The organism is Acetitomaculum ruminis DSM 5522 (genome assembly GCF_900112085.1).
GTDB lineage: Bacteria > Bacillota > Clostridia > Lachnospirales > Lachnospiraceae > Acetitomaculum > Acetitomaculum ruminis.
In genome coordinates, this window is sequence record NZ_FOJY01000052.1 from 1 (window position 1) to 1313 (window position 1313).

Here is a 1313-nt window from a genome sequence, read left to right on the forward strand (position 1 = left end):
CAATAGCTTCTTTATCTTCTAATTTAATCTCATTTACTTCAGGGAGAGCTATAATATCTTCCACTAATTTTACAAGGTCTTCATTTACTAAAGCTCTAAGATAAGGATATCCTTCATTTATGTACTCAGACATTCCCCAGGTATCGATTAAATCATAAAGAGCAAAGGTATCCTGATTTTTAAGCTCTTCTTCGGTTTTTTCCATGGATTCATCATCCAAACATTTAATATTTGCTTTTCCTTGTTCTGAACCACATATCAAATGAGATTTGTCTTTATTATAAAAACAGTTTTTTTGGGTGCATGTATTTTTACCACCTGCAAAAGCTACAATTACTGTATGTCTTGTTGCCATATCTTTAATTGTCTTATAGTATTCTTCAAGCTTTTCACAAGCCTTTAAGATAGAGTCTGTACATCCCCCTAAAGCAAGGCAATTTTCATATGAAACATCAGTTGAAGCTAATGCTCCAAACTGGCACAATTCAATACGTGCATTTCTACCCGTATTGTTTTGTAAAAAAGCAGTAAGGGAATCTTCATCTATGTTATAATTAAGGTCCACAATACAATTACTAACCTTTGAACTAGATGTTTCTATTCCTGTACAAAATATATTATTATTTTTAGAATTATTTAAAACAACCTTTATGTCACCATAGATTTTTATTTTATCAAAAGCTATAGGTTCACTATCCCCTCCACCATAGTTATTAAATATAATTCCTCTACCAGTGCCATTTTCACCAGCAACAAGCGTACAGTCTTTTGCATATACTTCTAAATTCTTAATAGTTGAATTTCTTATTACCATTGGGAATAGAACTGATTCCTCTGACATAGTATCATTAGAATAGGTGATTTTATGCCCCTTTCCATCAAAAATACCACGAAAAAAAAGTTTAGCATAATTTTCATATGTTTTAGCCTTTATATTTAAATCATCTTCAAGACATACCATCTTTCCTTCAAAATTTTCTCCTGTCCCAAGGGTTTCAAAAAAAGCATCCCAATCTTCCAGAGAATTTATATGATAAACGCCTTCTGCATCTGGAGCAAATGTGCCTTCCGCTAAGACTTTTTGTCCACTAAAAAATATAAAAGCTACCATAAAAACAGCTATTAAATAACTACTGTTTCTTTTTATCTTATTAAACATTTTTTCTCCTGCTATTTTAAAGAAGGAGCTGTCAGATGATTTTATCAGGACAGCTCCTAATTTTTTAATACTATTCCTTTTCATGATTTTTCCTCCTAAAATAATATTATTTGTTTTATTCTTTTTTCCACTTTTCATAATCTTCCTTCCTCTA

The 1313-nt window shown here is 31.0% G+C and carries 1 protein-coding gene; it reads right to left on the bottom strand.

Annotated features, from left to right (window positions below; translation table 11 throughout):
• Nucleotides 1–1243 (bottom strand): hypothetical protein (locus tag BM153_RS13445; RefSeq protein WP_143088324.1); only part of this gene is annotated, 1243 nt, incomplete at its 3' end.
• Nucleotides 1244–1313 lie beyond the last annotated feature (70 nt).